The following is a 24,648-nucleotide window of genomic DNA, read 5'->3' as shown; positions in this document are numbered from 1 at the left end:
CCTTTTTCATGAAGACGATCGACGAACTCCTCTCCGAAGGCGTGGCCGGCCGGCGCGTCTTCGTCCGCGCCGACCTCAACGTGCCGCTGGACGGCGACACCATCACCGACGACGGCCGCATCCGCGCCGTACTGCCGACCGTGAAGGCCCTCGCGGACGCGGGCGCCAAGGTGGTCGTCGCCTCGCACCTGGGCCGCCCCAAGGGCGCCCCCGAGCCGGCGTTCTCCCTCGCCCCGGCCGCCGCGCGCCTCGGCGAACTGCTCGGCACCGCCGTCGCCTTCGCGACGGACACGGTCGGCGACTCCGCGCGGTCGACGGTCGCCGCCCTCACCGACGGCCAGGTCGCCGTCATCGAGAACCTCCGCTTCAACGCGGGCGAGACGAGCAAGGACGACGCCGAGCGCGGCGCCTTCGCCGACCGGCTCGCCGAACTCGCGGACGTCTACGTCGGCGACGGCTTCGGGGCGGTGCACCGCAAGCACGCCTCGGTCTTCGACCTCCCGGCCCGCCTGCCGCACTACGCCGGCCACCTCATCGCCACCGAGGTCGGCGTCCTGAGGAAGCTGACCGATGACGTCACCCGCCCGTACGTCGTCGCGCTCGGCGGCGCCAAGGTCTCCGACAAGCTCGCCGTCATCGACGAGCTGCTCGGCAAGGCCGACCGCCTGCTCATCGGCGGCGGCATGGCCTACACCTTCCTCAAGGCCAAGGGGTACGAGGTCGGCATCTCCCTCCTCCAGGAGGACCAGATCCCGACCGTCACCGAGTACATCGAGCGCGCCGAGAAGACCGGCGTCGAGCTGGTCCTCCCCGTCGACGTGCTCGTCTCGACGGAGTTCCCGGACCTGAAGACGAAGGCCCCGACCCACCCCACCACCGTCGCCGCGGACGCCATCCCCGCCGACCAGGAGGGTCTGGACATCGGTCCGCAGACCCGCAAGCTGTACGCCTCGAAGCTCGCCGACGCCGCCACCGTCTTCTGGAACGGCCCCATGGGCGTCTTCGAGCACCCCGACTACGCCGAGGGCACCAAGGCGGTCGCCCAGTCCCTCCTCGACTCCCCGGCCTTCACGGTCGTCGGCGGTGGCGACTCCGCCGCCGCCGTCCGCCTCCTGGGCTTCGACGAGGACGCATTCGGCCACATCTCGACCGGCGGTGGCGCCTCCCTCGAGTACCTCGAGGGCAAGACGCTCCCCGGCCTCGCCGCACTGGAGGACTGACCCCTTATGAGCACGCGCACGCCGCTGATGGCGGGCAACTGGAAGATGAACCTCAACCACCTCGAGGCCATCGCCCACGTCCAGAAGCTCGCCTTCGCCCTCGCGGACAAGGACTACGAGGCCGTCGAGGTCGCCGTCCTGCCGCCCTTCACCGACCTGCGCTCCGTACAGACCCTGGTCGACGGCGACAAGCTCAGGATCAAGTACGGCGCCCAGGACATCTCGGCGCACGACGGCGGTGCCTACACCGGCGAGATCTCCGGGCCGATGCTGGCCAAGCTGAAGTGCACGTACGTGGCGATCGGCCACTCCGAGCGCCGCCAGTACCACGCCGAGACCGACGAACTGGTCAACGCCAAGGTCAAGGCCGCCTACAAGCACGGCCTGACCCCGATCCTGTGCGTCGGCGAGGAGCTGGAGGTCCGCGAGGCGGGCAACCACGTCGGCCACACCCTCGCCCAGGTCGACGGCGGTCTGAAGGACCTCCCGGCCGAGCAGGCCGAGACGATCGTGATCGCCTACGAGCCCGTGTGGGCCATCGGCACCGGCAAGGTGTGCGGCGCCGAGGACGCCCAGGAGGTCTGCGCCGCCATCCGGGGCCGCATCGCCGAGCTGTACAGCCAGGAGCTGGCCGACAAGGTCCGCATCCAGTACGGCGGCTCCGTCAAGGCGGGCAACGTCGCCGAGATCATGGCCCAGGCCGACATCGACGGCGCGCTCGTGGGCGGTGCCTCGCTGGACGCCGACGAGTTCGTCAAGATCGTGCGCTTCCGCGACCAGTGATCCGAGCTGCGAGTATGCGGTAGACGCGATCCGTCGTACTCTTGCGGGGTCCAGCAGCTTCTGCTGGGCCCCGTCGTCCACCAGAATCCGAGGAAGTTGGTCCAGCCGTGGTTATGGGGTTCTCGATCGCCCTGATCGTCTTCAGCCTGCTGCTGATGCTGCTGGTGCTGATGCACAAGGGGAAGGGCGGCGGCCTCTCCGACATGTTCGGTGGCGGCATGCAGTCCTCCGTCGGCGGCTCCTCGGTCGCCGAGCGCAACCTCGACCGCATCACCCTGGTGATCGGCCTGCTGTGGTTCGCGTGCATCGTCGTCCTCGGCATCCTGATGAAGACGAACAGCTGAACGATCTCCAAGCACAGACAATCCCGTACGTAACGCCCCATGTTCGGTACGCGCAGCTGAGCGCGGCCTATCATGGGGCGTGCGTCTGTGTACGGAGGCTGTAACTCGTACCACTGGACGCGCGTTGGGCCTTACGTAGACTGAGGCGCTCGCAGCGAAGCGAAACGCCGACTCGCTTTGCGGCACCATCACGCAGGGAGTTACGACCGTGGCAAGTGGCAACGCGATCCGAGGAAGCCGGGTCGGGGCGGGGCCGATGGGCGAGGCCGAGCGCGGCGAGTCCGCGCCGCGTCTGCGCATCTCCTTCTGGTGCTCCAACGGGCATGAGACGCAGCCCAGCTTCGCCAGCGACGCGCAGGTACCCGACACCTGGGACTGCCCGCGCTGCGGCTTCCCTGCCGGACAGGACCGGGACAACCCGCCGGACCCGCCGCGCACCGAGCCCTACAAGACGCACCTCGCCTACGTGCGGGAGCGGCGCAGCGACGCGGACGGCGAGGCGATCCTCGCCGAGGCGCTCGCCAAACTGCGGGGCGAGATCTAGGAGTTGAGGACCGGCCAGGTGCCCTCGGGCGCCTGGCCGGTTCTGTCACGCCCACCGGCCGGCTGCCGCCGGACCGATTGTCAGTGGCGTCCCCTACGGTTCTGGCAGGGTCACTCGTCGCGTTCGGCGCGGCGCTGGACCGGCGAACCGAGGGGGAGTTGTGACGGCGGTCGAAGCAGTGGGCGGTGCGAGCGCGCCCGCGTGGCGCGGCGGTTTCGGGCGCCTGTGGAGTGCCGCCGTCATCTCGCGCTTCGGGGACGCGTTGCGGACGACCGCGATGCCCCTGCTCGCCGTGCAGCTCACCCACGACCCGGTGGTCATCGCCTCCGTGACCGCCTGCGCCTACCTCCCCTGGCTGCTGTTCGGTCTGCTCGGCGGGGCCGTCGCGGACCGGGTCGACCAGCGGCGCGCGATGTGGGCGGTGGACACCGTTCGCGGACTGCTCGTGGGTGCGTTCGCCCTCGCCGTGGCCCTCGGCCACGCCTCGATCCCGCTGCTGCTCGCCCTCGCGTTCGCCCTGACCACCCTGCAGACCCTCTTCGACAACGCCGCCACCGCCCTGCTGCCCTCCCTCGTCGACCCTGCGGCTCTCGGCGGCGCCAACGCCCGGCTGATGACCGGCCAGCAGCTCGCCGGGGGACTGCTCGCCGGCCCGGTCGTGCCGCTGCTGATCGGCTTCGGCGCCTTCCTGCCGTTCGCGGCCGACGCGGCCACCTATCTGCTGGCCGCCGCCCTGGTGGCGTCCCTGCGGATCCGCCCGCCCGCGCGGGTGCCGCGGCCCGCGGGCAGCACCCTGCGGGCGGAGATCGCCGAGGGGCTGCGCGCCCTGTGGCGCGACCGCGTGCTGCGGCCGGTCTGCCTGGGAACCCTGCTGTGCAACATCGGCATGGGCGCCCTCATCGCCACCCTCGTGCTGCACGTGACGCGCTGGCTGCACGCGGGCGACTCCGGGTTCGCCGCCGCCATGACGGCGTACGCCGTCGGCAGCCTGGCCGGCGGGTTCGTCGCCCAGCGGATCGCCCGCCGCACCGGGCGGGCCCGCGCCCTGATACTCGGCGGGGCCCTCCAGACGGCGTCGCTGCTGCTCATGGGCGCCGTCCGCCACCTCGGCGCGCTGCTCGCGGGCATGCTGCTGTTCGGCATCATGAACATGGTGTGGAACGTCAACCAGGTCACGCTGATGCAGCAACGCAGCTCCGCGGCCATGGTGGGCCGCATCTCCGCCGCCTTCCGCACGGCCTCCACCTCGGGCGCCCCGCTCGGCGCCCTGCTCGGCGGCGCCGCGGCGCGAGCCTTCGGGCCGAACGCGCCCGCGCTGCTCGCGGCCCTGCTCTTCGCCGCGGCCGTGGTGGCGTTGATACCGGCGGGCCGGGCGGACGTATCCGTTGTCGCACCGCGGGAGGATCCCGCGTCGGCTCACGGCACGCGCTGATCAACTAGGTTGGGACCGGCAGCGGACAAGGTGCGCAGCACGGACAGGTGAGGAAAGAGGGTCGGGTCCGACATGAACGCAGACGCCCGTACGAGGCTCAACCGGACGCCCGAGTGGACCGCTCTGGCCAAGCATCGCGAGGAGATGGGCGAGGTGGGGCTGCGGGAGCTGTTCGCCGCAGGCCCCGGGCGCGCCGACGGGTACACGGTGCGGGTCGGCGACCTGCACATCGACTACTCCAAGCACCTCGTCACCGACGAGACGCTGCGGCTGCTGCGCGAGCTGGCCGCCGCCGCCGACGTCTTCGGCCTGCGGGACGCCATGTTCCGCGGTGAGAAGATCAACACCACCGAGAACCGGGCGGTGCTGCACACCGCCCTGCGCGCCCCGCGCGACGCGGTGATCGAGGTCGACGGGGAGAACGTGGTCCCGGCGGTGCACGCCGTCCTCGACAAGATGGCCGACTTCGCCGACCGGGTCCGCTCCGGCGCCTGGACCGGTCACACCGGCAAGCGGATCAAGAACGTGGTGAACATCGGCATCGGCGGCTCCGACCTCGGCCCGGCGATGGCCTACGAGGTGCTGCGCAGTTTCACCGACCGCGAGCTGACCGTCCGCTTCGTGTCCAACGTGGACGGCGCCGACCTGCACGAGGCGACCCGGGACCTGGACCCGGCCGAGACGCTGTTCATCATCGCGTCCAAGACGTTCACGACCATCGAGACCATCACCAACGCCACCTCGGCCCGCAGTTGGCTGCTGGCCGCCCTCGGTGACGAGTCCGCCGTCGCCCGGCACTTCGTGGCCCTGTCGACCAACGCCGAGAAGGTCGCCGGCTTCGGCATCGACACGGCCAACATGTTCGAGTTCTGGGACTGGGTCGGCGGCCGTTACTCCTACGACTCGGCGATCGGCCTCTCCCTGATGATCGCCATCGGCCCGGACCGCTTCCGCGAGATGCTCGACGGCTTCCGCCTGGTCGACGAGCACTTCCGCACCGCCCCCGCCGAGGCCAACGCCCCGCTGCTGCTCGGCCTGCTGGGCATCTGGTACGGCAACTTCCACGACGCCCAGTCGCACGCGGTGCTGCCCTACAGCCACTACCTGTCCAAGTTCGCCGCCTACCTCCAGCAGCTCGACATGGAGTCCAACGGCAAGTACGTCGGCCGGGACGGCAGGGAGGTCGACTGGCAGACCGGGCCGATCGTCTGGGGCACGCCGGGCACCAACGGGCAGCACGCCTACTACCAGCTGATCCACCAGGGCACCAGGCTGATCCCGGCGGACTTCATCGGATTCGTCGAGCCGGTCGCCGAGCTCGGTGACGAACTCGCCGCACAGCACGACCTGTTGATGGCCAACTTCTTCGCCCAGACCCAGGCGCTGGCCTTCGGCAAGACGCCGGACGAGGTGCGCGCCGAGGGTGTCCCGGAGGAGCTGGTGGCGCACAAGACGTTCAAGGGGAACCACCCCACGACCACGATCCTCGCCCGCGAGCTGACCCCCTCGGTCCTCGGCCAGCTCGTCGCGCTGTACGAGCACAAGGTGTTCGTCCAGGGCGCGGTGTGGAACATCGACTCCTTCGACCAGTGGGGCGTCGAACTGGGCAAGGTCCTCGCCAAGCGCGTCGAGCCCGCCCTGACCGAAGGCGCGGAGGTGCCCGGCCTGGACGCCTCCACCCGGGCGCTGGTCGCCCGCTACCGGGAGCTGCGCGGCCGGCGGTGACCGCCTCGGCGGGACGGGGCGCACGGCCGGCCCCGTCCCGCCCGGGTCCGCGACGTGTGAGGGCGACCGTCAGGCCACCGCGCTCAGCGTGTCGGCGAGACGGCGGCGGGCGGCGCGGGCCGCCGGTACCGCGGCGAGGGCCGTCGCGCCCAGGACCGCGGCGGCGCCGAACAGCAGCAGGTGCGTGGCGGACGGGCCCCGCGCGACACCGGCGCCGATGCCGCTCGACCTGCCCTGGGCGTCGATCAGCCAGTGCGCGAGGGGCGTGCCGAGGGCCGTGCCGACGACGACCGCCGCCAGCGCGGTGCAGCCGGTGGCCGTGACGGTGATCGCGGTGATCTGCCGCGGAGACAGGCCGACGGCCCTGAGCGCCAGCACGTCCCGTTCCCCCTCGCGCACGGTGCCGCCGATCGCCGTCAGCAGCTCGATGAGCCCGATGAGGGCCAGGACGGCGATCAGCCCCACGACGACCCCGCGCAGCGGGGAGAGCCCGTCGGCCGGGTTCGTCACGGCGTGCACGTCGAGACGGCCCTGCCCGGCAGCGGTCAGCCGGCCGGCGACCGTGTGCGGGTCGGCGCCGGGGCCCAGCCGCAGGTGGTACAGCGTGGGACCGAGCCCCGGGTCGTTCTCGCGGAGGGTGTCCAGGGAGGTGGAGATGACCCGGCCGGCGTTCTCGGGCTCGATGCTGCGGCCCACGATGTGCAGGATCTGCGGCTGGTCGCCGACGGTCATGCGCACCCAGTCGCCGACCCGGACGTCCAGCAGGTCGAGCAGGCCCTGTCCGGCCACCGCCTCGTCACGGCCGTCCGCGGCACGGCCCTCGGCAAGGGTGTACGGGTAGGGGTCCTGGCGGGTGCCGAGACCGCGCAGGGCGATCGTGGCGGTCTGGCCCGGGACCAGCGCGGCCACCTCCACGCCCGGGTAGGCGGTGGTGACCTGCGGGTCGTTCTCCAGCAGGGCGCGGGTCTCCCGGTCGGACCGACCGGGGTCCGCGCGGACCGTGAGCGAGGTCGGCAGGCCGGTCTGCTCGGGACTGCTGTGGAAGCGGTCGATGGTCGTCCAGGCGCTCATCGCCACCACGATCAGCAGCAGCGGCAGCGCGAGCCGGGCCACCGTCGCCAGGGACCGCAGCCGACGGGCGAACGCCTTGTGGCAGCCCAGGACCACGGCGGGCGGCAGCCGCAGCCCGAGGGCCCGGCGCGCCGGGCCCGAGAGCCGTCCGCCGGCCGGGGCGGCGGGCCGCGGCACGGGCACGGGAGGCACTCGCCCCGCACGCCAGGCGGCCAGCCCGGTGGTCGCACCGATGAACAGCACCGCCCCCACCGGCACCACGAGCAGCGCCACGGCATGCCCCGGCAGTCCCTGCCACACCCCGACCGCGTCCCCGAGCCGCCCCGGGATCCGGCTGCCCAGCGCCGGGGTCAGCGCCGCCGCGGCCAGCGCGCCGAGCAGCGCGTAGGCGATGTGCTGGAGCAGGAAGACCCGGACGACCTGGCCGGGGGTGAAACCGATCGCCTTCAGCACCGAGATGTCCCGCAGATGGCCCCGGATCCGGGTGCCGATCGCCCCGTGCACGGCGAGTCCGGCGGCCACCAGCGCTCCCAGGCCGAACAGGCCGAGCACCTTCCCGAGCAGCCGGTTGTCCCCCTGTGCCTCGGCGCGCGCCTGCTGCCAGGTGGACACCTCGCTGACCGCGCCCGCGCCCAGCACGGTGACGGCGCGCTGGACGGCGTAGTCCGTGTCGCCGGGGTCGGTCAGACGCAGTCCGGTCACCTGGCCGCCCGGGTCCGGCACGGCGGAGGGGAGGGCCCAGACCAGCCCGGGGTGTTCACCCGGGCGGAAGCGTGGTTCGGCGCTGTCGGCGACCCCGAGGACGGTCAGTCGCCGTGCGGTGCCGGGCAGGGTGAGGGTGTCGCCGGGGCCGGTCAGCAGGGCGCGGGCGAGGCGGCCCTCCAGCACCACACCGTCGGGGGCCGCGGGGTCCAGCCAGCGGCCGGAGGTGATCAGCGGGCGGCCCGTGGTGGGTCGTTCGGGCGTGCCGCGCAGTTCGACGGCGGCGCGGGTGCCGCGGGAGGTGAGGGTGGTGGAGGCGACGGGATAGGGGCCGGCGACGGACTCGACGCCGTCCAGGGTCGTGAGTCTGCCCGCGTCGGCGGACGGGCCGGTGTGGATCCACACGTGGGCGCCGCGCGTCTGGGTGAAGATCCGCTGCCAGGGGTTGGTGGCGTAGCCGAACAGCGCCGTGGCCAGCAGCAGCGAGACGACGATGCCCGCGGTGGCGAGCACGAGGAACAGCGCCTCGCCGCGGTGCGTGCGCAGATCGGAGTGCGCCCAGCGCAGGGTGGCTCGCACGGCTCAGCCTCTCCGCTCACGCGCGGCGAGCCGGCCGTGGGGGAGCGGCCGGTCAACCCGCATGACGGTCCCCGAGCTCCAGCACGCCGGCCACCCCGGTCCCGCGCGACGGGGCGCCGTCCAGGTCCGCGTCGTCGGCGATCCGTCCGTCGAAGAAGGAGATCACCCGGTCCGCGGCGCTGGCGAGCCGGGCGTCATGGGTGACCAGCACGATCGTCTGGCCGCGTCCGTGGAAGCGGGTCAGCAGCCGCATCACCTCGCGGGTGCCCCTGCTGTCCAGGCTGCCCGCGGGTTCGTCGGCCAGCAGCACCGGCGGATGGTTGACCAGGGCCCGGGCCAGCGCGACCCGCTGCTGCTCACCGCCGGACAGCTCGCCCGGCATGCTGCGCTCCTTGCCCGCCAGTCCCAGCTCGGCCAGCAGGTCCTCCCGCTCGGCGCGCGCCCGGCGGGGGGAGACCCCGGCGAGCAGCGCGGGCAGCTCCACGTTGTCGGCGACCGACAGGTTCGACACCAGGTTGAAGAACTGGAAGACGATGCCGATGCGCCTGCGGCGCTCCACCGCCCAGCGCGCCTCGCTGTAGCCGTCCGTGCGCTCGCCGTCCAGCCAGATGCTTCCTTCGTCGGGCCGCTGGAGCCCGCCGAGCAGATGCAGCAGCGTCGACTTCCCGGCGCCGGACGGACCGGTGATCGCCACGAACTCGCCGCGCCGTACGCACAGGTCGACCCCGCGCACGGCGTGCGCCGGCGCGCCCTCCCCGTGATGGGTCTTGACCAGGCCCTCGGCGCGCAGCACGGGAGCGGGACCGTCGCTCACTCCAGCTCCTCCAGCTCTTCCTGGCACCGTTCCAGCCAGTCGAGGTCGGCCTGCAGGTGCAGCATCGCGCCCTCGATCAGCAGGTGGGCGATGCGGTTGTCGCGGTTCTCCGCGGCGGCCAGTTTCGACAGGGTGCGCATGGTCGTGAGGTACTGGCGCCGCTGCTTGTTGATGAGGGCGATCTGGTCCGCGAGACCGGTCTGCGGGGCGAGGGCCAGTTTCATGAAGAACTCGTCCCGTACCCGCGGCTCGTCCTCGGGCTCCGCGAACCAGGCCCGCAGTTCCTCCCGCCCGGTGTCGGTGAGGTGGTAGACCTTCTTGTTGGGCCGGCTCGACTGCTCGACGTCCTCACCCTCGATCAGTCCCTGCTTCTCGAGACGGCCGAGGGTGACGTAGATCTGGCCGACGTTCGGCTGAGGGTACGCGGAGCCCAGCAGTTGCTCAAGGTCGTGCTTGAGCTCGTAGCCGTGGGCCGGACCACGGGCGAGGAGTGCCAGGAGGGGCAGGCGCACGCGAGCTGTCCTCCCTGTCCTCGTAATGTGCTCCAGGCCCTAGTATCGCCCATACCTAACAGGTATACATGGCCTCTGACTCCGGACGACGGTGCCCGGAGCCGGTGTGCAAGGAGGAACCTATGCGGTGGATCCACGCCGCCGGTAGGGGCCTCCTCGTTCTCGTCGTGATCCTGACAGGCTACGTGGCCTCGGGGGCCCGGGCGGACGAGCGGGCGGCGGCCCGGGGACCCCTCACGCTGGCCACCGCCGGCGACCTCACCGGCTATCTCGGATCCCTCCTGGAGGGCTGGAACCGCACGCACCCCGGCGAGCGGGTCACCCTCGTCGAGCTTCCGGACTCCGCCGACGAGACCCATGCGCAGATGACGACCGACCTGCGCGGCGGGGGCCGCGGCCGGTTCGACGTCCTCAACATCGACGTCAACTGGACCTCGGAGTTCGCGGCCGCCGGCTGGATCCGGCCGCTGCCCCGCGACCGCTTCCCGCTGGACGCCTTCCTGCCGCCGGTCGTCGACACGGCGACCTACGACGGACGGCTGTACGCGGTCCCCTACGTCACCAACGCCGGTCTGCTCCTCTACCGCGAGGACGTCCTCGCCGAGGAGGGCGTCCCGCCGCCGCGCACCTGGGCCGAGCTGGAACACGCGGCCCGGACCATCGCGCCGCGGCACGGACTCCAGGGGTACGCCGGCCAGTTCCTGCCGTACGAGGGCCTCACCGTCAACGCCGCCGAGGCCGTCTACTCGGCGGGCGGCACCATCCTCGGGGACGAGGGCGCGCGCGTGACCGTGAACTCCGCGGCGGCCCGTGAGGGCATCGGCTTCCTCGCACGCGGCGTGCGGCAGGGGTGGATCCCCAGGGCGGCGCTGGCGTACAAGGAGGAGGAGTCCAAGCAGGCCTTCCAGGACGGCGGACTGCTGTTCCTGCGCAACTGGCCGTACGCGTACGTCGCCGCCTCCGCCGCGGGCTCGTCCGTCGCCGGGAGGGTCGGCGCCGTACCGCTGCCCGGGCCGGACGGGCCCGGGACGAGCGTCCTCGGCGGCTCCAACCTCGCCGTCAGCGCACACGCGCGGCACCCCGACTCCGCCGCGCGTCTGATCGCGTACCTCACCAGCGAGCCCGTGCAGCGGCAGGTCCTCACGCGCGGCGCGCTGCCGCCCGTGCGCGCGGCGCTCTACGAGGACCCCGAGCTGGTGCGGCGGTTCCCGTACCTGCCGACGCTGCGCGCGAGCGTGCTCGCGGCCGCGCCACGCCCCAAGAGCCCGCGCTACGACCAGGTCAGCCTGGTGGTGCAGGCCGTCGTGCACGACGCGATGACCGGGCGCGAGTCGCCCGAGGCCGCGGTGCGCCGACTGGCGCGTGAACTCGACACCATCACCGACCGCTAGTTACTTGTTAGGTAACGGCGCTATCTCAACTCGGCCCTTCTTGGCCTGATAAGTCCGCATTTCGCGGGCCGACTCCCCGGTAGCTTCCGTCCAGTTCATTGACACCCTCGCGACACCCCTACCTAACATGCATGCATAACAGCCTCCCTCGCAGAGACAGGTCAATGGGTTGAACAGGCACCACTGGTGGCGCGACGCGGTGATCTACCAGGTGTACGTCCGCAGCTTCCTGGACAGCACCGGTGACGGCATCGGCGACCTCGCCGGAGTACGGGCCGGACTGCCGTACCTGAAGAAGCTGGGCGTGGACGGGATCTGGCTGAGCCCCTTCTACCCGTCCCCGCAGCACGACCACGGCTACGACGTCTCCGACTACTGCGACGTCGACCCGCTCTTCGGCGATCTCGCCGAGTTCGACCTGCTGACGGCGGCCGCCCGGCGACTCGGCGTCAATGTGCTCCTGGACATCGTCCCCAACCACTGCTCCAGCGAGCACCCGTGGTTCCACGAGGCGCTCGCCTCCGCTCCCGGCAGCGCGGCCCGCGCCCGCTTCCACTTCGCCGACGGCCGCGGCCCCGACGGCGCCGAACCGCCCAACAACTGGCACTCCATGTTCGGCGGCCCCGCCTGGAGCCGGGTGACCGAGGCGGACGGGCGGCCCGGCCAGTGGTACCTGCACATGTTCGCGCCCGAGCAGCCCGACTGGAACTGGCGCACCCCCGAGGTCGGCGCCGAGTTCGACCGGGTGCTCCGCTTCTGGCTCGACCGGGGCATCGACGGCTTCCGCATCGACGTCGCCGCCGGCCTCTTCAAGCACCCGGAGCTGCCCGATTCCCCGGACCCCGAGGCCGACGCCCGCACCCGCGACTCCGTCAACCCGCTCGCCTGGAACCGGCCCGAGGTGCACGACGTGTGGCGCCACTGGCGCGCGGTGTGCGACGAGTACGCCGCCCGTGACGGCCGCGAGCGGCTGCTGGTCGGCGAGGTCTCGGTCCCCACTGCCCGCGAGCACGCCCTGTACGTCCGCCCGGACGAGCTGCACCAGGCCTTCTTCTTCGACCTGCTCGGCGCCCCCTGGAGCGCCGACGCCTTCCGCAAGGTCATCTCCGAGGCCATGCAGGACATCGCCGGGACGGGCTCCACCGTCACCTGGGTCCTCAACAACCACGACCAGGTCCGCACCGTCACCCGCTACGGTGAACCCGCGACCGGGAGCAGCGGCCTGGGGACCGCCCGCGCCCGCGCCGCCGCCCTGCTGATGCTGGCGCTGCCCGGAGCCGCGTACATCTACCAGGGTGAGGAGCTCGGCCTCCCCGAAGTCGTCGACCTGCCCGACGACGTGCTCACCGACCCCATCTTCCGTCGCACGGGCAGCCGGGCCCGCATCCGCGACGGCTGCCGGGTGCCGCTGCCGTGGTCCGGGCAGGCGTCCCCGTTCGGCTTCACCTCCGGCGCCGAGGGCGCCAAACCCTGGCTGCCGCAACCGGAGTGGTTCGCCGAGCACGCCACCGACCGGGCCCTCGCCGACACCCGCTCCTTCTGGCACCTGTACCGCGACGGCCTCCAACTGCGGTCCGCCCTGCCCCAGTTGGGCGAGGGGTCGCTGCGCTGGCTGGAGACCCCGCCCGGCGTCCTCGCGTTCGTCCGCGGCGACGACCTCGTGTGCGCCGTCAACTTCGGCACCGCGCCCACACCCGCGCCGGTCCCCGGCACCCCCCTGCTGTCCAGCGGTCCCTGCCCGGCCGGCGTCCTGCCCGGCTCGACGGCCGCCTGGTGGATCAACGACCTCTGAACCCCTGCACCTCCGTCAACGCCCGCTCCCCGAAGGGACATCAACGATGATGCGACGACGTACCCCCCTGCTCACCAGCTGCACCGCCCTCGCCCTGGCGTTCGGCGCGACCGCCTGCGGCGGTGGCGGCCCGGTCTCCGCCGGCGGCGGCGACAAGGCGCTCGGCGGCCAGACGGTCACCGTGGCCGGTGTCTGGTCCGGCAGCGAGCAGAAGAACTTCCAGAAGGTGCTGGACGCGTTCAGCGAGAAGACCGGCGCCACGACGCGGTTCGTGTCCACGGGGGACAACGTCTCCACCGTCGTCGGCAGCAAGATCGAGGGCGGCAACGCCCCCGACGTCGTGATGGTCCCGCAGGTCGGCGTGCTCAAGCAGTTCGCGCGGAACGGCTGGCTCACCCCGCTGTCCGCCAGGACCCAGCAGTCCGTGACCGCCGGCTACGCGCCGGTCTGGAAGAACTACGGCAGTGTCGACGGCACCCTCTACGGCATGTACTTCAAGGCCGCCCACAAGTCGACGGTCTGGTACAGCCCCGACGCCCTCACCCAGGCCGGCGTCAAGCCGCCGACCACATACGACGAGATGCTGAAGGCCGGGCGGACCGTCTCCGAATCCGGGCTCGCCGCCTTCGCGGTCGCCGGACAGGACGGCTGGACCCTCACCGACTGGTTCGAGAACGTCTACCTCTCCCAGGCCGGCCCCGAGAAGTACGACGCCCTCGCCGCCCACCGGCTGAAGTGGACCGACGCGAGCGTGGTCGAGGCGCTCACCACGCTCGGCGCCCTGTTCAAGGACAAGCAGCTGATCGCGGGCGGCCGGAAGGGAGCCCTGAACACCGACTTCCCCGGCTCGGTGGAGAAGGTGTTCGGACCGAAGCCCGAGGCGGGCATGGTCTACGAGGGCGACTTCGTGGCCGGCGTCGCCAAGGACCAGTTCGCGAGGACGGTCGGCAAGGACGCGAACTTCTTCCCCTTCCCGGCCGTCGGCAAGGGCGAGGCGCCGGTGGTCAGCGGCGGTGACGCGGCCGTCGTGCTGAAGGACGGCAAGAACCAGAAGGCCGCCCAGGCCCTCGTGGAGTACCTGGCGACCCCGGAGGCCGCGGCCGTGTGGGCCGAGGCGGGCGGCTTCCTGTCCCCGAACAAGAACCTCGACCTCACCGCGTACGGCGACGACGTCACCCGCGCGACCGCCGAGTCCCTCGTCGCGGCCGGGGACTCCGTCCGCTTCGACATGTCCGACCAGGCACCGGCGGCCTTCGGCGGCACCAAGGGCGCGGGAGAGTGGAAGCTCCTCCAGGACTTCCTGCGCGACCCGTCCGACCCCAAGGGGACCGCGGCCCGGCTGGAGGACGCGGCGGCCAAGGCGTACCGGAACTGATCATGACCTCGACCCTGGTGAAAGAGACGAGTCCGCCGGCCGCCCCCGGCGCCGCACCCACCCGGCGCACCCGGCGCCGGGGCCGGGCCGTCGCCCTGCTGTTCGCCTTCCCCGCGCTGCTCCTGCTGGGCGCGCTCGTCGTCTACCCCGTGCTGTTCTCCGTCGGCCGCAGCCTCTTCGACGCCTCCGGCACCCGGTTCGTGGGCGGTGACAACTACACCGAGATGTTCCGCGACCCGGCGACGGTCAAGGCCATCCGCAACACCGCGATCTGGGTGGTCGTGGCGCCGGCGCTGCTGACCGGCCTCGGCCTGATCCTCGCCGTGCTGGTGGAGAAGATCCGCTGGGCCACCGCCTTCAAACTGCTGCTGTTCATGCCGATGGCCGTGTCCTTCCTCGCCGCCGGCATCATCTTCCGCCTCGCCTACGACGAGGACCCGGACAAGGGTGTCCTCAACGCGGCAGCGGTCTTCGTCCACGACGCCTTCGCCGGCACCTCCTCCTACCCCGGCGCCAGGGCCCGCGACGGCCAGGGCCTCACCCGGGCGGCCGACGGCTCCTACCGGACGTCCACGACCGCGGCGCCCGGTGACGCGGTGACCCTCGGCCTGGTCGGGGTGGCGCCCGCCGACCTGCCCGCGGGGGCCCGGCCGGCGTACCCGGCGGCCGGACGCCAGAGCGCCCCCGACGAGCTGCGCGGAGTCGTCTACCTGGACTTCACGCCCGGCGGGGGAGGGCGGCAGGGCGAGGTCGACCCGCGCGAGAGCGGACTGCCGGAGATGACGGTCGAGGCGGTGCGCGACGGGCGCACGGTCGCCACGGCCACCACCGCGTCCGACGGCTCCTTCCGCTTCCAGGACCTGGCCGACGGCGCCTACGCCGTCGAGCTGCCCGCGTCGAACTTCGCCCCGCCCTACGACGGCATCTCCTGGCTCGGACCGGCCCTGGTCACGCCGGCGGTCATCGGGGCGTACCTGTGGATCTGGACCGGCTTCGCGATGGTGCTGATCGGTGCGGGGCTCACGGCACTGCCCCGGGACGCGCTGGAAGCGGCGCGGATGGACGGCGCCAACGAGTGGCAGATCTTCCGGCGGATCACGGTGCCGCTGCTGGCACCCGTCCTGACCGTGGTCTTCGTGACCCTGGTGATCAACGTGATGAAGGTCTTCGACCTCGTCTACATCATCGCGCCCGGACCGGTGCAGGAGGACGCGACCGTGCTCGCTACGCAGATGTGGCTGGTGTCGTTCGGCGGAGGCAACAACCAGGGCCTCGGCAGCGCGCTCGGCGTCCTGCTCCTGCTGCTGGTCGTCCCCGCGATGGTCTTCAACGTCCGCCGCTTCCGAAGGAGTCAGCGATGAACGCCGTCAGGCGCGGGCTGGGCAACGGAGCCGTCCAGGCCTTCCTCGTGGTCGTCGGGCTGGTGTGGATGACACCGCTGGCCGGACTGTTCCTGTCCTCGCTGCGGTCCGCCGAGGACACCGCGAAGGGCGGCTGGTGGACTGTGTTCACCGCACCCGGGCAGCTGTCCTTCGACAACTACTCCGCGCTGCTGGGGAACACCGGGATCACCCGGGCGCTCTGGAACACCGTCCTGATCTCGGTGCCGACGACCGTGCTGGTCGTGATCCTCGCGGCCCTCGCCGGATACGCCTTCGCCTGGCTGGACTTCCCCGGCCGCGACGCCGTCTTCCTGGTCGTGGTGGCGCTGCTGGTGGTGCCCGTGCAGATCGGCCTGCTGCCGGTGGCCAAACTCTTCGGACAGCTGGGGCTGTTCGGGACGATTCCGGGCGTGGTGCTCTTCCACGTCGCGTACGGGCTGCCGTTCGCGGTGTTCCTGCTGCGCAACTACTTCGCCGAGATGCCGAAGGAGATGCTGGAGGCGGCGCGCATGGACGGCGGCAGCGAGTGGCGGATCTTCACCCGGCTGGTCCTGCCGGTGGGACGGCCGGCGATCGCCAGCCTGGCCATCTTCCAGTTCCTGTGGGTCTGGAACGACATGCTGGTGGCGCTGTTGTTCGCCGACAGCTCCGCACAACCGCTGACCGTGGAACTCCAGTCGCAGATACGGCAGTTCGGCAGCAACATCGACGTCCTGGCGCCGGGCGCGTTCCTGTCGCTGATCGTGCCGGTCGTGGTGTTCTTCGCCTTCCAGCGGCACTTCGTGCAGGGGGTGATGGCGGGATCGGTGAAGTGACCCGGCGGGTGGGGGCGGCGGGCCGCAACGGCCACCGCCCCCACCCGTCTCAGAGCTCCGAACAAAAAGGGGGGAGCCCGCTCGCGGCGTCCCCTTTTCCTTTCGGAGCTCTGAGGACCCCTTAGGGCGACGCCTGCGGGTACAGCGACCGCGGAAGCCCGGAGGCCGCCGCCGCGTCCAGCAGCCACAGCGTGCGGGCACGACCGCGGGCACCGGCCGCCGGAGCCTGGATCTCGCCCGCACCCGACAGGGCGATGGCCGCCGCCTGCGCCTTGTCCTCACCGGCAGCGAGCAGCCACACCTCGCGGGCCGCCCGGATCGCCGGCAGGGTGAGGGTGACCCGGGTCGGCGGCGGCTTGGGCGCGCCGTGCACCCCGACCACCGTGCGCTCGGTCTCCCGCACGGCCGGCAGCTCGGGGAAGAGCGAGGCCACGTGGGTGTCCGGACCGACGCCCAGCATCAGGACGTCGAACGTGGGCACGGCGCCGTGGTTCTCGGGACCGGCCGCACGGGCCAGCTCCTCCGCGTACGCCTCCGCGGCGGCCTCCACGTCGGAGCCGTGCGGACCGTCCGACGCGGGCATGGCGTGCACGCGCTTCGGGTCCACGGGGACGGTGTCGAGCAGCGCCTCGCGGGCCTGGGTGACGTTGCGCTCCGGATCGCCCTCGGGCAGGAACCGCTCGTCGCCCCACCACAGGTCGATCCGGCCCCAGTCGACGGCGTCCCGGGCCGGCGCGGCGGCCAGCGCGGCGAGCAGACCGTTGCCGTTGCGGCCGCCGGTGAGGACCACGGAGGCGTGCCCCCGCGAGGCCTGCGCGTCCACGATCTTCGTGATGAGGCGGGCCGCGGCGGCCTGCGCCATCAGTTCCTTGTCGTGGTGCACGACCAGCTGCGGGGTGCTCACTTCGCCGCCGCCTTCTTGGCCGGGGACCTGCGCGCGGTCTTCTTGGCCGCCTGCTGGGCGGGAGCCTTCGCGGCCTCCTCGACCGGCGTCTCCACCGCGGCCGGCTCGTCGGCCGCGGCGCCCTCCGCGGCTGCGGTGTCCGCAGCCGGAGCCGCGGTGAGCCGCTCCACCCCGAACCGCAGCGCCGAGGCGTACGTGTCGTCCGGGTCCAGCCGCCGCAGCTCCTCCGCGATCAGCTCGGCCGTGTCGCGGCGCTTGAGCGCCACCGCACGATCGGGCTGGCCCTCGATGGACAGCGTCGCCAGCGAACCGTCGGCCCGGTCCAGCACGATCGCGCCGCAGTCGGTGGACATGCGCACGGCCGTCAGGCCCGGCCCGCCGGACAGCGAGCGCTGCACGGGCACGCCCAGACGGTCGCCGAGCCACATCGCCAGCAGCTCGCAGCTCGGGTTGAACTCCTCGCCCTCCACCTCGACCGACTCCACCCGGCAGGTGACCTGGTCCAGGGCCGCGGCCAGCATCGAACGCCAGGGCGTGATGCGGGTCCACGACAGGTCCGTGTCGCCCGGCGTGTAGGCGTCGGAGCGGGCCATCAGGTCCCGCACCGGCTGCTCGGCGGCGTAGGTGTCGGTGACGCGGCGCTGCGCCAGGGCGCCCAGCGGGTCCTTGGCCGGGTCGAGCGGCGCGTCGACCGGCCACCACACGACGACGGGCGCGTCGGGCAGCAGCAGGGGCAGCACCACCGACTGGGCGTGGTCGACGACCTCGCCGTACAGCCGCAGGATGACCGTCTCGCCGGTGCCCGCGTCCGCGCCCACCCGGACCTCGGCGTCCAGGCGGGACTGGGTGCGGTCGCGGGGGGAGCGGGAGACACGCCTGATGACCACGAGCGTGCGCGAGGGGTGCTCGTGCGACGCGTCGCTGGCGGCCTTGAGGGCGTCGTAGGCGTTCTCCTCGTCCGTGACGATGACCAGCGTGAGGACCATGCCCACGGCCGGCGTGCCGATCGCCCGCCGGCCCTGCACCAACGCCTTGTTGATCTTGCTGGCCGTGGTGTCCGTGAGGTCTATCTTCATGGCCGGCGCCAGCTCCGTCCGTCTCGTTCGAGCATCTCGTCCGCCTCGACGGGCCCCCAGGTGCCGGCCGGGTACTGCGCGGGCTTGCCGTTCGCGTCCCAGTACTCCTCGATGGGGTCGAGGATCTTCCAGGACAGCTCGACCTCCTCGGTGCGCGGGAAGAGGTTCGAGTCGCCCAGCAGGACGTCCAGGATCAGCCGCTCGTAGGCCTCGGGGGAGGACTCCGTGAACGACTCGCCGTAGGCGAAGTCCATGGACACGTCCCGGATCTCCATCGAGGTGCCGGGCACCTTGGAGCCGAAGCGGACGGTCACGCCCTCGTCGGGCTGGACGCGGACGACGATGGCGTTCTTGCCGAGTTCCTCCGTCGCCGTGTGGTCGAAGGGGGAGTGCGGGGCCCGCTGGAAGACGACCGCGATCTCGGTGACGCGCCGGCCGAGGCGCTTGCCGGTGCGCAGGTAGAAGGGGACGCCCGCCCAGCGGCGGTTGTCGATCTCCAGCTTGATCGCCGCGTAGGTGTCGGTCTTGGACTTCGGGTCGATGCCCTCCTCCTGGAGGTACCCGACCGCCTTCTCGCCGCCCTGCCAGCCCGACGCGTACTGGCCGCGCACGGTGTCGCGGCCCAGGTCCCTGGGCAGCCGCACGGCGCCCAGCACCTTGGTCTTCTCCGCGGCGAGCGCGTCCGCGTCGAAGGAGGCGGGCTCCTCCATCGCGGTGAGCGCCATCAGCTGGAGCAGGTGGTTCTGGATGACGTCACGGGCCGCGCCGATGCCGTCGTAGTACCCCGCACGGCCGCCGATGCCGATGTCCTCGGCCATGGTGATCTGCACATGGTCCACGAAGGACCGGTTCCAGATCGGTTCGAACATCGTGTTGGCGAAGCGCAGCGCCAGGATGTTCTGGACGGTCTCCTTGCCCAGGTAGTGGTCGATGCGGAAGACCTGGTCCGGGGCGAAGACCTCGTGGACGATCGAGTTGAGTTCCTCGGCCGACTCCAGGTTGTGGCCGAAGGGCTTCTCGATGACCGCGCGCCGCCAGGAGTCCTTCGTCTGGTCGGCCAGCCCGTGCTTCTTCAGCTGCTGGATGACCACCGGGAAGGCCGACGGCGGAACCGACAGGTAGAAGGCGAAGTTGCCGCCCGTGCCCTGTGCCTTGTCCAGTTCCTCGATGGTCGAGCGCAGCCGCTCGAAGGCGTCGTCGTCGTCGAAGGTGCCCTGCACGAAGCGCATGCCCTGGATGAGCTGCTGCCAGACCTCCTCGCGGAAGGGGGTGCGGGCGTGCTCCTTGACCGCGTCGTGGACCTCCTGGGCGAAGTCCTCGTGGGCCCACTCGCGGCGGGCGAACCCGATCAGCGAGAACCCCGGCGGCAGCAGACCCCGGTTCGCGAGGTCGTACACCGCGGGCATCAACTTCTTTCGTGACAAATCGCCCGTGACGCCGAAGATGACCAGGCCCGACGGCCCCGCGATGCGCGGGAGCCGTCGGTCTGCGGGGTCACGCAGCGGGTTGCTGCTCGACAAAGGTTCAGCCCTCCGAAGGGGCGAGGCGCTCCAGCTCCGCCTCGGTCGACTTGAGCAGGTCGTTCCAGGACGCCTCGAACTTCTCGACGCCCTCGTCCTCCAGCAGCTGCACGACGTCGTCGTAGGAGATCCCGAGCTTCTCCACCGCGTCGAGGTCGGCGCGGGCCTGCTCGTAGGTGCCGGTCACGGTGTCGCCGGTGACCTCCCCGTGGTCCTCGGTGGCGAACAGCGTCGCCTCCGGCATGGTGTTCACCGTGTTCGGCGCCACCAGGTCCACCACGTACAGCGTGTCCTTGTACGCCGGGTCCTTCACACCGGTGGAGGCCCACAGCGGACGCTGCTTGTTGGCGCCCGCCTTCTCCAGCGCGCTCCAGCGGTCGGAGGCGAACACCTCCTCGTACGCCTGGTAGGCCAGGCGCGCGTTGGCGACGCCGGCCTTGCCGCGGGCGGCCTTGGCCTCGTCGGTACCGAGCGCGTCGATCCGCTTGTCGATCTCGGTGTCCACGCGGGACACGAAGAAGGAGGCCACGGAGTGGATCAGGGAGAGGTCCAGCCCCTTCTCCTTCGCCTTCTCGAGGCCGGACAGGTAGGCGTCCATGACCTCGCGGTAGCGCTCGAGGGAGAAGATCAGGGTGACGTTGACGCTGATGCCGTTGCCGATGACCTCGGTGATGGCAGGCAGGCCCGCCCGGGTGGCCGGGATCTTGATCAGCGTGTTGGGGCGGTCGACCAGCCACGCCAGCTGCTTGGCCTCGGCGACCGTCGCCTTGGTGTGGTGGGCGAGACGCGGGTCGACCTCGATCGACACCCGGCCGTCCTGGCCGCCCGTGGCGTCGAAGACCGGGCGCAGGATGTCGGCGGCGTCACGGACGTCCGCCGTCGTGATCATGCGGATGGCCTCTTCGACGGTGACCTTGCGGGCGGCGAGGTCGGACAGCTGCTGGTCGTAGCCGTCGCCCTGCGAGATCGCCTTCTGGAAGATCGACGGGTTGGTGGTGACGCCCACGACGTGCTGCTGGTCGATCAGCTCGGCGAGGTTGCCGGACGTGATCCGCTTGCGCGACAGGTCGTCCAGCCAGATCGCCACGCCTTCCTCGGAGAGGCGCTTGAGTGCGTCTGTCATGGAATTACATCTCCTACGTGTCGTATGTGAGCGTCAGCGCTGGGTGGCCGCGAGGGATTCCCGCGCCTGGGCGGCCACGTTCTCGGCGGTGAAGCCGTACTCGTGGAAGAGCACCTTGCCGTCGGCCGAAGCACCGAAGTGCTCCAGGGAGACGATGCGTCCGGCGTCCCCGACGTACTTGTGCCAGGTCAGGCCGATGCCCGCCTCGACCGCGACCCGGGCCTTCACGTTCGGCGGCAGCACGCTGTCCCGGTACCCCTGGTCCTGCTGCTCGAACCACTCCACCGACGGCATGGACACGACGCGCGTCGGCACCCCGTCGGCCTGGAGCTGTTCGCGCGCCTCGACGGCCACGTGCACCTCGGAACCCGTGGCGATCAGGATGACCTGCGCCTCGCCGCCCTCGGCCTCGAACAGGACGTAACCGCCCTTGGCCGCGTTCTCGTCGGGCGCGTACGTCGGCACACCCTGGCGGGTCAGCGCCAGTCCGTGCGGCTGGCCCTTGCCGAACTCCTTGGTCCAGCGCCTGAGAATCTCGCGCCAGGCGATCGCGGTCTCGTTGGCGTCGGCCGGGCGGACCACGTTCAGGCCCGGGATGGCGCGCAGCGAGGCCAGGTGCTCGACCGGCTGGTGGGTGGGGCCGTCCTCGCCGAGGCCGATGGAGTCGTGCGTCCACACGTACGTCACCGGCAGGTGCATCAGGGCCGACAGGCGCACCGCGTTGCGCATGTAGTCGGAGAAGACGAGGAACGTGCCGCCGTAGATGCGGGTGTTGCCGTGCAGGGCGATGCCGTTCATCTCCGCGGCCATGGAGTGCTCGCGGATGCCGAAGTGGACCGTGCGGCCGTAGGGGTTCGCCTCGGGCAGCGGGTTGTCGGCGGGGAGGAACGACGACGTCTTGTCGATCGTCGTGTTGTTCGAGCCGGCCAGGTCGGCCGAGCCGCCCCACAGTTCGGGGATGACCGCGCCGAGCGCCTGGAGCACCTTGCCGGACGCGGCGCGCGTGGCGACGCCCTTGCCGGGCTCGAAGACCGGGAGCTTCTCCTCCCAGCCGGCCGGCAGCTCGCCCGCGGCGATCCGGTCGAACTCGGCGGCGCGCTCGGGGTTGTTGTCGCGCCACTGCTGGAGCGACTTCTCCCACTCGGCCTTCGCCTCGGCGCCGCGCTCCAGTGCCCCGCGGGTGTGGGCGATGACCTCGTCGGCCACCTCGAAGGTCTGCTCCGGGTCGAAGCCGAGGACGCGCTTGGTGGCCGCGACCTCCTCGTCGCCCAGCGCCGAGCCGTGCGCGGCCTCGGTGTTCTGCGCGTTCGGGGCGGGCCAGGCGATGATCGAGCGCATCGCGATGAAGGACGGCCGGTCCGTCACCTTCTTCGCCGCCTCGATCGCGGTGTACAGGGCGTGCGGGTCCAGGTCGCCGTCCGGCTTCGGTGCCACGCGCTGCACGTGCCAGCCGTAGGCCTCGTAGCGCTTGACGGTGTCCTCGGAGACCGCGGTCTCGGTGTCGCCCTCGATCGAGATGTGGTTGTCGTCCCAGAGCAGGACCAGGTTCCCGAGCTTCTGGTGGCCGGCCAGCGAGGACGCCTCGGCGGAGATGCCCTCCTGGAGACAGCCGTCACCGGCGATGCAGTACACGAAGTGGTCGAAGGGCGACTCGCCGGCCGGGGCCTCCGGGTCGAACAGACCGCGCTCGTAGCGGGCGGCCATCGCCATGCCCACGGCGTTGGCGACGCCCTGCCCGAGCGGGCCGGTCGTCGTCTCCACGCCCACGGTGTGGCCGTACTCGGGGTGACCGGGGGTCTTCGAACCCCACGTGCGGAACGACTTCAGGTCGTCCAGCTCCAGGCCGAAGCCGGCCAGGTACAGCTGGGTGTACAGGGTCAGGGACGAGTGGCCCGCGGACAGCACGAAGCGGTCGCGTCCGACCCAGTCGGCGTCCGCCGGGTCGTGCCGCATCACCTTCTGGAAGAGGGTGTAGGCGGCGGGCGCCAGGCTCATCGCCGTACCGGGATGGCCGTTGCCGACCTTCTGTACGGCGTCGGCGGCCAGGACGCGGGCGGTGTCCACGGCCCGCTGGTCCAGATCGGTCCACTCGAATTCTGTGGTGGTCGGCTTGGTGCTCACCCTGGGTCAGGGCTCCTCTCCACATGTCGAATACCGGCTGCTTCGGGCGCTCGCCCACCGGTTGCCGGTGCACTGGGTGCCCACCGGCCGCTGCCGAGCCTACCCCCGTCAGGACGTGCGTCTTTTCGAGTCGTTCCAGACTGCCGGGACTCCCCGGCGTCCGCCTCCCGGCTGGCCGGAACCGCATTAGGCACATGAATACGGGGCCGCTCATATGACTGCTCAATCGAGCCCGAATACGACCGATGAGCGGGCCGTCGGAGGGGCCCCGGGCGGGCCCCGCGGAGCACCTCCGAGCGCCCCCCGCGCGGGCCGCGTCAACACGACCCCACCCCCGCGAAGGACGAGGTATGGGCAACGTCTACAGTGGCGTGGTACGCGCGAGCCTTTACCGGGACTTCACACCCGGGGTTCGCTGGGATGTCTCTGTCAGGGGTGTGCGTGACGGCCGTTGAATCCCGTCCAGCGGGGGTTATCGGGACGAGCCAGAGCCCGAGTCGGCGGCCGGTGGGGGCCCGCGTCAAGGCGTTCGTGGCGCTGACCAAGCCGCGGATCATCGAGCTGCTGCTGATCACCACGGTGCCGGTGATGTTCTTGGCGCAGCAGGGTGTGCCGGACCTGGGGCTGGTGCTGCTCACCTCCGTCGGCGGCTACCTCTCCGCGGGCGGCGCGAACGCCCTGAACATGTACATCGACCGCGACATCGACGCGCTGATGGACCGCACCTCGCAGCGTCCGCTGGTCACCGGCATGGTCAGCCCGCGCGAGTGCCTCGCCTTCGGCGTCACCCTGGCGGTCGTGTCGACCCTGCTGTTCGGTCTGACCGTCAACTGGCTGTCCGCCTGGCTCTCCCTCGGCGCGCTCCTCTTCTATGTCGTCGTCTACACGATGATCCTCAAGCGCCGTACCTCGCAGAACATCGTGTGGGGCGGGATCGCCGGCTGCATGCCGGTGCTGATCGGCTGGTCCGCCGTGACGAACTCGCTGTCCTGGGCCCCGGTCGTCCTGTTCGCGGTCATCTTCTTCTGGACGCCGCCGCACTACTGGCCACTGTCCATGAAGGTCAGGGACGACTACGCGCGCGTGGGCGTGCCGATGCTGCCGGTCATCGCCTCCAACAAGGTCGTCGCCAGGCAGATCGTGATCTACAGCTGGGTGATGGTCGCCGTCTCGCTGCTGCTGACCCTGCTCGACTACACCGGCTGGTTCTACACGACGGTCGCGCTGGCGGCGGGCGGCTGGTGGCTGTGGGAGGCGCACGCCCTGCAGAACCGCGCCAAGGCGGAGACGACGGGCGCGAAGCTGAAGGAGATGCGCCTCTTCCACTGGTCCATCACCTATGTGTCGCTGCTGTTCGTGGCGGTCGCGGTGGACCCCTTCCTGAGGTAGGTCCGCCCACGAGGTGCCGGTACGGCCGGGGCGC

Annotated in this window: 20 protein-coding genes; 12 read left to right on the top strand and 8 right to left on the bottom strand. The window is 71.5% G+C overall.

Going from position 1 to position 24,648, the window contains the following annotated elements; genetic code table 11:
* Positions 1-8: 8 nt before the first annotated feature.
* From ACZ4YY_RS00885 to pgi, 6 genes are all read left to right on the top strand, one after another.
* Positions 9-1,220, top strand: coding sequence for a phosphoglycerate kinase (locus ACZ4YY_RS00885; RefSeq protein WP_468282028.1), 1,212 nt, complete (start codon positions 9-11; stop codon positions 1,218-1,220).
* 6 nt (positions 1,221-1,226) lie between these two features.
* Positions 1,227-2,003: a triose-phosphate isomerase gene (gene tpiA / locus ACZ4YY_RS00880; RefSeq protein WP_468282026.1), complete on the top strand. Its 777-nt coding sequence runs from the start codon at positions 1,227-1,229 to the stop codon at positions 2,001-2,003.
* A 113-nt stretch (positions 2,004-2,116) separates the two neighbouring features.
* On the top strand, positions 2,117-2,347 hold the full coding sequence (gene secG / locus ACZ4YY_RS00875) for a preprotein translocase subunit SecG (RefSeq protein WP_467524820.1): 231 nt from the start codon (positions 2,117-2,119) through the stop codon (positions 2,345-2,347).
* A gap of 208 nt (positions 2,348-2,555) precedes the next feature.
* Positions 2,556-2,891, top strand: coding sequence for an RNA polymerase-binding protein RbpA (locus ACZ4YY_RS00870; protein ID WP_003957010.1), 336 nt, complete (start codon positions 2,556-2,558; stop codon positions 2,889-2,891).
* Between the two features lie 160 nt (positions 2,892-3,051).
* Entirely contained in the window at positions 3,052-4,323 is a 1,272-nt protein-coding gene (locus ACZ4YY_RS00865) for an MFS transporter (RefSeq protein ID WP_468282024.1), read from the top strand.
* 72 nt (positions 4,324-4,395) lie between these two features.
* Positions 4,396-6,048 (top strand): glucose-6-phosphate isomerase, encoded by a 1,653-nt coding sequence (gene pgi / locus ACZ4YY_RS00860; protein ID WP_468282022.1) that lies wholly within the window; start codon positions 4,396-4,398, stop codon positions 6,046-6,048.
* A 69-nt stretch (positions 6,049-6,117) separates the two neighbouring features.
* Here the strand turns inward: pgi and ACZ4YY_RS00855 are convergent, their stop codons facing one another.
* Genes ACZ4YY_RS00855 through ACZ4YY_RS00845 form a run of 3 tightly spaced genes read right to left on the bottom strand, consistent with a single transcriptional unit; the run spans position 6,118 to position 9,726 of the window.
* On the bottom strand, positions 6,118-8,400 hold the full coding sequence (locus tag ACZ4YY_RS00855) for an ABC transporter permease (RefSeq protein ID WP_468282020.1): 2,283 nt from the start codon (positions 8,398-8,400) through the stop codon (positions 6,118-6,120).
* 52 nt (positions 8,401-8,452) lie between these two features.
* Entirely contained in the window at positions 8,453-9,214 is a 762-nt protein-coding gene (locus ACZ4YY_RS00850; protein WP_468282018.1) for an ABC transporter ATP-binding protein, read from the bottom strand.
* Positions 9,211-9,726: a PadR family transcriptional regulator gene (locus ACZ4YY_RS00845; protein WP_468282016.1), complete on the bottom strand. Its 516-nt coding sequence runs from the start codon at positions 9,724-9,726 to the stop codon at positions 9,211-9,213. The genes ACZ4YY_RS00850 and ACZ4YY_RS00845 overlap by 4 nt, the downstream gene beginning before the upstream one ends.
* A gap of 122 nt (positions 9,727-9,848) precedes the next feature.
* Between ACZ4YY_RS00845 and ACZ4YY_RS00840 the strand changes: the two genes are divergently transcribed.
* From ACZ4YY_RS00840 to ACZ4YY_RS00820, 5 genes are all read left to right on the top strand, one after another.
* A complete protein-coding gene (locus ACZ4YY_RS00840) occupies positions 9,849-11,117 on the top strand; it encodes an ABC transporter substrate-binding protein (RefSeq protein ID WP_468282014.1) in 1,269 nt (422 codons plus the stop codon).
* A 169-nt stretch (positions 11,118-11,286) separates the two neighbouring features.
* Positions 11,287-12,909 (top strand): glycoside hydrolase family 13 protein, encoded by a 1,623-nt coding sequence (locus ACZ4YY_RS00835; RefSeq protein WP_468282012.1) that lies wholly within the window; start codon positions 11,287-11,289, stop codon positions 12,907-12,909.
* A 46-nt stretch (positions 12,910-12,955) separates the two neighbouring features.
* The gene (locus ACZ4YY_RS00830; RefSeq protein WP_468282010.1) at positions 12,956-14,284 is read left to right on the top strand and encodes an ABC transporter substrate-binding protein; all 1,329 of its coding nucleotides are present in this window, start codon (positions 12,956-12,958) and stop codon (positions 14,282-14,284) included.
* Positions 14,285-14,286: 2 nt separating this feature from the next.
* Positions 14,287-15,645, top strand: coding sequence for an ABC transporter permease subunit (locus ACZ4YY_RS00825; RefSeq protein ID WP_468282008.1), 1,359 nt, complete (start codon positions 14,287-14,289; stop codon positions 15,643-15,645).
* Positions 15,642-16,481, top strand: coding sequence for a carbohydrate ABC transporter permease (locus ACZ4YY_RS00820; protein WP_468282006.1), 840 nt, complete (start codon positions 15,642-15,644; stop codon positions 16,479-16,481). The genes ACZ4YY_RS00825 and ACZ4YY_RS00820 overlap by 4 nt, the downstream gene beginning before the upstream one ends.
* 121 nt (positions 16,482-16,602) lie before the next feature.
* On the opposite strand, the gene pgl is transcribed toward ACZ4YY_RS00820, so the two are convergent.
* The 5 genes from pgl to tkt are packed head-to-tail and all read right to left on the bottom strand — an operon-like array spanning position 16,603 to position 23,225.
* Positions 16,603-17,385: a 6-phosphogluconolactonase gene (gene pgl, locus ACZ4YY_RS00815; RefSeq protein ID WP_468282004.1), complete on the bottom strand. Its 783-nt coding sequence runs from the start codon at positions 17,383-17,385 to the stop codon at positions 16,603-16,605.
* Positions 17,382-18,461 carry a glucose-6-phosphate dehydrogenase assembly protein OpcA gene (gene opcA / locus ACZ4YY_RS00810; RefSeq protein WP_468282002.1) on the bottom strand — a complete coding sequence of 360 codons (1,080 nt, stop codon included), beginning with the start codon at positions 18,459-18,461 and terminating at the stop codon, positions 17,382-17,384. The genes pgl and opcA overlap by 4 nt, the downstream gene beginning before the upstream one ends.
* Positions 18,458-19,981 carry a glucose-6-phosphate dehydrogenase gene (zwf, locus tag ACZ4YY_RS00805; protein ID WP_468282000.1) on the bottom strand — a complete coding sequence of 508 codons (1,524 nt, stop codon included), beginning with the start codon at positions 19,979-19,981 and terminating at the stop codon, positions 18,458-18,460. The genes opcA and zwf overlap by 4 nt, the downstream gene beginning before the upstream one ends.
* A gap of 4 nt (positions 19,982-19,985) precedes the next feature.
* Entirely contained in the window at positions 19,986-21,104 is a 1,119-nt protein-coding gene (gene tal, locus ACZ4YY_RS00800; protein ID WP_468281998.1) for a transaldolase, read from the bottom strand.
* A gap of 33 nt (positions 21,105-21,137) precedes the next feature.
* Complete coding sequence (gene tkt / locus ACZ4YY_RS00795; protein ID WP_468281996.1) at positions 21,138-23,225, bottom strand: transketolase; 2,088 nt, start codon at positions 23,223-23,225, stop codon at positions 21,138-21,140.
* 435 nt (positions 23,226-23,660) lie between these two features.
* Here tkt and ACZ4YY_RS00790 point away from each other — a divergent pair, with 435 nt between their 5' ends.
* On the top strand, positions 23,661-24,614 hold the full coding sequence (locus ACZ4YY_RS00790; RefSeq protein ID WP_468283182.1) for a heme o synthase: 954 nt from the start codon (positions 23,661-23,663) through the stop codon (positions 24,612-24,614).
* Positions 24,615-24,648 lie beyond the last annotated feature (34 nt).

It is taken from the genome of Streptomyces sp. NPDC030143 (assembly GCF_055573695.1).
The sequence above is the reverse complement of the archived record's forward strand: the minus strand, read 5'-3'. Positions and strand labels throughout refer to the sequence as shown.